General features: G+C 63.2%; 6 protein-coding genes, 1 pseudogene and 1 riboswitch. Of the genes and pseudogenes, 4 read left to right on the top strand and 3 right to left on the bottom strand.

Translation table 11 applies throughout. From position 1 onward, the window contains the following. A pseudogene (locus WBF82_RS04805) lies at positions 1-305 on the top strand (acyltransferase family protein); the annotation flags it as partial. Positions 306-311: 6 nt separating this feature from the next. On the opposite strand, the gene WBF82_RS04800 reads toward WBF82_RS04805, so the two are convergent. Further along, positions 312-971 carry an O-methyltransferase gene (locus WBF82_RS04800; RefSeq protein WP_424381955.1) on the bottom strand — a complete coding sequence of 220 codons (660 nt, stop codon included), beginning with the start codon at positions 969-971 and terminating at the stop codon, positions 312-314. Between the two features lie 126 nt (positions 972-1,097). Further along, a riboswitch (M-box (ykoK) riboswitch) is annotated at positions 1,098-1,271 on the top strand. Between the two features lie 329 nt (positions 1,272-1,600). Between WBF82_RS04800 and WBF82_RS04795 the strand changes: the two genes are divergently transcribed. Both WBF82_RS04795 and WBF82_RS04790 read left to right on the top strand, forming a co-directional pair. Further along, a complete protein-coding gene (locus tag WBF82_RS04795) occupies positions 1,601-1,933 on the top strand; it encodes a hypothetical protein (RefSeq protein WP_424381954.1) in 333 nt (110 codons plus the stop codon). Between the two features lie 126 nt (positions 1,934-2,059). Next, positions 2,060-3,805: an NRAMP family divalent metal transporter gene (locus WBF82_RS04790; RefSeq protein WP_424381953.1), complete on the top strand. Its 1,746-nt coding sequence runs from the start codon at positions 2,060-2,062 to the stop codon at positions 3,803-3,805. Between the two features lie 7 nt (positions 3,806-3,812). Here the strand turns inward: WBF82_RS04790 and WBF82_RS04785 are convergent, their stop codons facing one another. After that, positions 3,813-4,745 carry an NADP-dependent oxidoreductase gene (locus WBF82_RS04785; RefSeq protein ID WP_424381952.1) on the bottom strand — a complete coding sequence of 311 codons (933 nt, stop codon included), beginning with the start codon at positions 4,743-4,745 and terminating at the stop codon, positions 3,813-3,815. A gap of 120 nt (positions 4,746-4,865) precedes the next feature. Continuing rightward, the gene (locus WBF82_RS04780) at positions 4,866-5,621 is read right to left on the bottom strand and encodes a L,D-transpeptidase (protein WP_424381951.1); all 756 of its coding nucleotides are present in this window, start codon (positions 5,619-5,621) and stop codon (positions 4,866-4,868) included. Positions 5,622-5,853: 232 nt separating this feature from the next. Between WBF82_RS04780 and WBF82_RS04775 the strand changes: the two genes are divergently transcribed. Then, entirely contained in the window at positions 5,854-6,507 is a 654-nt protein-coding gene (locus WBF82_RS04775; protein WP_424381950.1) for a cysteine hydrolase family protein, read from the top strand. Positions 6,508-6,701: the final 194 nt, after the last annotated feature.

Here is a 6,701-nt window from a genome sequence, read left to right as displayed (position 1 = left end):
TTCTCAGCTCCAGCGGGGCGCCACTGACCGTGACTAATCTGCCCTACAGCCGGCGGGGTGAACGTCCGGACGGCAGCTCGTGGCCAGAGGATCAACCCGAGCGGGTGAAGGAATGGAACAAATTGTTGAGCGGGACCGTCCGCCAACGCACAGGCGTGCGGATAATGGACCTGAACAAGAAGCTGTGCCCGGAAGGGGTCTACACCGCCAAAGTTGATGGCATCCAAGTGCGTAGCGACGGTGTACACCTGACCGCCGAAGGTGTGCAGTGGCTGACGCCGTGGCTGGAGCAATCGCTGAAATAGCTGCAGTTAATTGCCGACGCGGCAGCTGATCTCCATGCTGTCACTCTTGCGGGCGGCGAAGTTGACACTGACATAGCCGTTTTCAACGTTGCGGACATAGTCGAGGTACGGCTGTGTGTCCGCCATCTCCGTGTTGTCGGCGACGACGAGGGCTCCTGGCGACAGATGTGGCTCGAGCAGCATGACCACCGGGAGGTACAGCTCTTTCCAGCCGTCGAGCAGCACCACTCCGACCGGTCCGTCCAGGCCGGCAAGCGTGGAAAGGGCATCGCCCTCGAAAATGGTGATCAGGTCGTCCAACCCGGTGTCGGCGAAGGTCCGCTTCGCGGCGGCGATCTTGTCCGCGCTGAGTTCAGTGGTTATCACTCGACCGGTTCCGTTGTCGCGCACCGCTGACGCCAGGTGAATCGCTGAAATGCCCAACGACATACCAAATTCCACGATGGTCGCGGGCCGCGTCGCGCGAACCAGCGAGTACAGCAATCTGCCGGCCTCCGGGGTGACCGGGATGTAGAAAGCACTCATTGCGTCGGCGCGCTCTTGTGCGGTCTTAGCAGTAGACAGCACGTCTCGCATATCGCGCAGCCGTGGCATTTGTTCGTTCGTCTCGGCGTACATCCGGTCCAGGGCCGCGGCGACTCTTTGGTCGTGCAATGTGGCGGGCATACCGCCGAGCCTAGGCCGCCTGGAGGGCAATGTGTCTGCTCCCTGCGGACTGGAGGCACGGCGCTGACCGCGACTATTTTCGGATAGCGTTTGACCTGCACCGCTTGGGATGCCAGGATGGACTGGCAAGCACCTCGGTAGGTGAGGCGTCTGCACGGATATAGGCCACTGACCCCGAACGTCGAGAGACGCCCCGGGTCAGGACAGCTCCTCCCGGCTTAAGGGTTGAGCCCAAGTGGCTTCCGGAAGAAGATCTGGATACGCCGTGCAGTGCCGAAGCTCCGACGAGAGGGGTGCGCCGCCGTCGGCGTCAAAACCCCTCATGCATGCACCTGGTGACACCCCCGTGTGTCCTGGCCGTGAGGAGGTGATGGGCGAGATGAGTCCGAGCGACAGTCCGCATCCGTATTCGAATTTCGTTTTGTCCCGATCCGGTAGCGGCATTCCTTCTGCCGTCTGAGCCTTTTCGGACGCTACTTCGGTTGTTCCTGCGCGTATTTGGTGCGCGGGGCAATGAGGCGTGCCCAAAACTCGCCCAGCGGTTTGGCGTGGCGCGAGGTGGTCGGGCGGGCTCCCGCAGGAGACGATCATGGAATTTCTTGTTGCACAGCCAAATCGAGGAGGTAGCGATGGCCAGGCCTAACCCGGAACGCCAGATCCACCGGGCATGCGGAGACATTCGTGCTGCCCTTCTCGAGGCGCTGGAGTTGCTTTCGGAAAGCACCGTCCCCGATGCCGACTGTGTTGACATGCTCAAGGCCTTCAGCGACCTAGGGCGCATTCAGCGTCATGTCGCGGTCGCGCTGCATTCCACCAACTTGCTCGATCAGATGGTGGGAATTCCGGAGGAGCAGCGTCCACCCTGGTCGTATTACCGCAGCCGAATTCGCAAGAAGCCGTTGTATGTCCTGGATTCCGCCGACGGTGATCACGGCTTCGTGAGGCGGGCGTCGGCCTCCTAGCGACAGCTACCGCTGCTGACACGTTCGACGCGGACACGCTGCGTTGTGCGTTGACTTCGCCTGCCCCGACCCCGGTTTCGACCATCGCACCAACAGCCGCATCCATTACCAGAGAGCGAGAGGCCGATGACTTCCATCTCCCCGCACGCCACCGTCGGCATTCCGACGACTCGGCAGGCCACACCGTCCGAGTCGGCGGTGCTGGATTCGGCGCACGTCGGCGACATCGTCGGCGCCTTCGGTCGTATCCGAACGGATGCCGCCGCCCCGGGTCGTAGTTGGTGGCAACGGCTTCGGATGCTGTTGGTCATCACCGGACCCGGACTGATCGTGATGGTCGGCGACAACGACGCCGGTGGTGTCGCGACCTACACGGAGGCCGGGCAGAACTACGGCATGAAGCTGCTGTGGACGCTGGCGCTGCTGATCCCGGTGCTCTACGTCAACCAGGAAATGGTGCTCCGGTTGGGAGCAGTGACCCGGGTCGGCCATGCGCGGCTGATCTTCGAACGGTTCGGCAAGTTCTGGGGCGCGTTCAGTGTCGGAGATCTGTTGATCCTCAACGCCTTGACGATCGTCACCGAATTCATCGGAGTGTCCCTGGCGCTCGGATTCCTGGGCTGCCCGAAAGTGTTTGCGATACCGGCGGCCGCGGTGCTGCTGTTCGCCGTGGTTGCGGGCGGTTCGTTCCGTCGTTGGGAGCAATTGATGTTCGTGCTGATCGCGGTGAACATCGTGATCTTCCCGCTTGCACTGTCGGTGCACCCAACCGTCGGCACCAGCGTGCAGGGACTGATTCCCTCGCTGCCGGGCGACCACGACTCGGTCGTGCTCATGGTCATCATGGCAATTGTGGGCACGACGGTGGCCCCCTGGCAGTTGTTCTTCCAGCAGTCCAACGTCGTCGACAAGCGCATCACTCCGCGCTGGATCCCGTACGGGCGAGCCGATTTGGTCATCGGGATCGTCGTCGTGATGTGCGGGGCGGTCGCGCTCATGGCAATCACCGGATTCGGGCTCGGTGGTACCGCGGCCGCGGGTAACTTCACCGACGCCGGCGCGGTCGCCATGCACCTGTCGAATCATGTGGGGCACACGGTCGGCGTGCTGTTCGCGATCATCTTGTTGGACGCATCGCTGATCGGGGCGAACTGCGTCGGGCTGGCCACTACGTACGCGCTGGGCGACGCAATGGGTAAGCCGCACTCGCTGCACTGGAAGATCACCGAGGCCCCGCTGTTTTATGGCAGTTACGCCCTGCTGCTCGCGGTGTCGGCAGCTGTCGCGTTCAGCCCCGATCACGTCCTCGGTCTGATCACGCAGGGTGTGCAGGCGCTGGCCGGTGTACTACTGCCTTCGGCGACAGTGTTTTTGGTGCTGCTTTGCAACGACCGCCCGGTGATGGGTCCGTGGGTGAACAGTTTCCGGCAAAACGCCCTCGCGTGGATGATCGTGTGGTCCCTGGTGGTGCTGTCGCTAATGCTCACCGCGGTGACGTTCTTCCCGAACCTATCCACCGCGACTCTTGCGACCGGGCTCGGGATCGCCGCCGGTCTGGGCGTTCTAGGTGGCGCGATCATCTACGCCACCGGCTGGATCGCGCAACGCCGCGAAGCAGAGAACACCGTGCCGTTTGGTGCCTTGGACCTGGATCAGGTGGAGGAACTCGACGAGCTGCCCAAGCTGACACGTCAGGAACTGAAAGCCTTCCGCAACCAGGTCCGCGCACGGTGGACCACGCCGGCGCTGGCGACCCTTGAGCGACCGGCCATCTCGCCGCTGCGACGCGCCGGGCTGCTGACGCTACGCAGCTACCTGGTTGTCGCAGGAGTGATGGTGGTGGTCAAGATCGTCCAGGCCGGCATCGGCTAACCGAACCTCAGGGCAGTAGAACGATTTTGCCGTGGGTATGCCGCTGCTCGAGCTCCGCGAAAGCATCGGCGACGCGGTCCAGGGGGTAGGTTGCTGCGACGTCGAAGTCGATTGCGCCGGAAGCGATCAAGTCGGCGATCTCTTTCAGCACCGCCGGCGTTGACGCCGCGGCGCTGCCTTCGGTCTTGGCGCCGACCTCGGCGGCCTTCGCGAAAGAGATGATCGTGTCGATGCGCTCGGGCGCCACACCGAGGTCGGCGGCGAGCTGAACGTAATCCGGTCCGAACAGGTCGATGAAGGCATCGATGCCGTCCGGGGCGGCCTCACGCAGTCGCTGGGCCAACCCGTCGCCGTATTCAACTGGGATAGCACCGTGAGCGCGCAGCCACTCGGCATTACGTGCCGACGCGATGCCCAGCACCCGCACGTTGCGAAGCGCCAACAACTGGACGACCATGCTGCCGACTCCGCCGGCCGCGGCAGAGACCGCGACTGTCTCGCCCTGCTGCGGCGCGACAGAGTGAACTGCCGCGTAGGCGGTGGCGCCGACGACGTAGAGAGATCCGGCGACCTCCCAGCTCAGTTGCGCGGGCTTGTGGATCAGCTGATCAACCGGGACAACGGTGTGCGTGGCGTGGCTGGAACGCTGAAAGCTGAACCCCAGCACCTCGTCCCCGACGACGAAATCGCTTACCCCGTCACCGACCTCGACGACAACGCCGGCCAGATCGCTGCCCTCGCCGGAGGGAAAGGTCGTGGGGAACTGCTCGTGTAGTGCGCCGGCGCGGATGGCCGCCTCGCCGGGATTGATCCCGGCGGCGCGAACCTCAACCAGCACTTCGCCTTTGCCGGGCGCGTTCACATCGACATCGGTCACGTACAGCACATCCCGCCCGCCATATTGATCGAAACGGACCGCGCGCGCTTTGGTAGTTGTCACGGGAGCACCTTTCGTCGAAGTCGTCTTAGGCGCAAACTCGACGGCTCGACCGCCTCTTCCACATGCGGGTGTGACTGTCGCCACAGCCGGGTGCCGTCAGATAAGGCGCACGTCGCGCCGCTACGCCACCACGTTGATCGGGTCACCGATGTGGACGGTGTTGAAGTACCACTCGGCATTATCCGGGCTGAGGTTGATGCAGCCATGGCTGACATTCGCATAGCCCTGCGAATCCACTGACCAGGGAGCCGAATGCACGTAGACACCGCTCCCGGTGACCCGTACCGCCCACGACGCGACGATGTCGTATCCTTCCGGCGAGCTCAGCGGGATCCCGATCGTCCGCGAATCCATGCGGACAGTGCGCTCTTTGGACAGCGCGGTGAAGTTGCCCATCGGGGTGGGGCGGGACGGTTTACCCATCGACGCCGGCATCGTGCGCAGTACTTCGCCGTTGACGCTGACCGTAAAGGTGTGCTGGGAAATACTCGCAGTGCCGACCACCTGGTCGCCGGTGTCGAAGCCGGTTGACAAGGCGTGCACGCTAACACCGATGTGGCTGTGGGCAGGCCAGTAGCCGTTGGGAATCCATTGCACGACGTTGTTGTCGACCCAATCGAATCGCCCGGTCATGTGGTTCGGATCGGTGATCTTGATCGTGCGTTCGGCGGCTGCCCGATCACGGACTGACCCGGTGAACGTGACGATCACCGGATGAGCCACACCGACGACCGTGCCGTTCGGCGGCTGAATCGACGTGACGCCCGGGGACGGCTGCGGGGGCGCGATCGCTGCCATGCTCGGGGCGCCCGATCCCGCGATGGCCAGCGCGGCAACTGTTCCCGCGAGCCATATCTTTCGAACCGTTGTACGCACGGTGTCCACCTCCGAGATGGTGCAAGCCCCAAGTGCTTACATTCTGTATCTCAATATGTACCCTATCCGGCGTCTAGCAAACGGATCGTTAAACGCGCAAGTCGCGGTTAGATATGCGAAATCGTTATCTGCTGACCTGGTCGAGGCGCTAAAGCGACCCTCGACGTGATCTGGAACTCTTCGGCCAACATGTGAGTTGGCAAGCGCAGATCGCTGTGTTACACCGAAAGCTATGTCCGATCCGTACACCCGGCCGCGGCCCGACTCGGCGGCCCTTGTCCTGATCGACGTCCAACCCGACTTCTACGCCGACGACGCTCCGCTGCCCATCGAGGGCACCAAGGCGGCGATTCCGGCCATGGCTTCGCTGGTAACCGAATTTCGCGACCGGGCAAGGCCGATCGTGCACGTCGTGAGGCTCTATCGCCCGGACGGGTCGAATGCGGACCTGGTGAGAAGGCAGGCGATCGAGCAGGGTGCGCGGTTCGCTGTCCCGGGTAGCGCGGGTTCGCAAATTGCACCCGAATTGCTGCCCAATCCTGTTGAGCTGGACCATGAATTGCTTCTCAGCGGTGAACTTCAGCAGATCGGCCCGCGCGAGCACGTGGTGTACAAGCCGCGGTGGGGTGCTTTCTACCAGACCAAGCTCGAGCAACATATTCGCGATACCGGAAGCGACACACTGGTTTTCGTCGGCTGCAATTTTCCCAACTGCCCTCGCGCGTCTATCTACGAGGCCTCCGAGCGCGACTTCCGGATCATGCTGGTATCCGATGCAGTGTCCGGGCTTGACGACCGAGGCATCGAGGAATGCCGGGCGATAGGCGTCGACGTTCGAGATTTGTCGGCCACACTGGCATGGTTGCCTCACCGAGCAGTCGGTTAGGGGCTGCGATGCTAGCCAGAGCGAGACCGGCAGTGTGATAGGCGATCTCGTCCTGTCTAACGTTCCGCGCTAACGGTTGTCGGGTGGGTCGGGGTCTCCGCGGAGGAGTTCGTCGGGGTGGTGGGCGTGGTTGATTTCGGGTGGGCCGGTGCCGTCGGTCCATGCGAGGCGTCCGCTGTCGGTGACCTGGGTGT

The sequence above is a fragment of the Mycobacterium sp. genome, from assembly GCF_049673265.1.
Lineage (GTDB): Bacteria > Actinomycetota > Actinomycetes > Mycobacteriales > Mycobacteriaceae > Mycobacterium.
This window is presented reverse-complemented; position numbering and strand designations above follow the sequence as displayed.

Excerpts from the sequence above, each read along its gene's own strand:
- WBF82_RS04775 (WP_424381950.1), top strand. The coding sequence starts at position 5,854 with ATGTCCGATCCGTACACCCGGCCGCGGCCCGACTCGGCGGCCCTTGTC.
- WBF82_RS04795 (WP_424381954.1), top strand. The coding sequence starts at position 1,601 with ATGGCCAGGCCTAACCCGGAACGCCAGATCCACCGGGCATGCGGAGAC.
- WBF82_RS04800 (WP_424381955.1), bottom strand. The coding sequence starts at position 971 with ATGCCCGCCACATTGCACGACCAAAGAGTCGCCGCGGCCCTGGACCGG.
- WBF82_RS04790 (WP_424381953.1), top strand. The coding sequence starts at position 2,060 with ATGACTTCCATCTCCCCGCACGCCACCGTCGGCATTCCGACGACTCGG.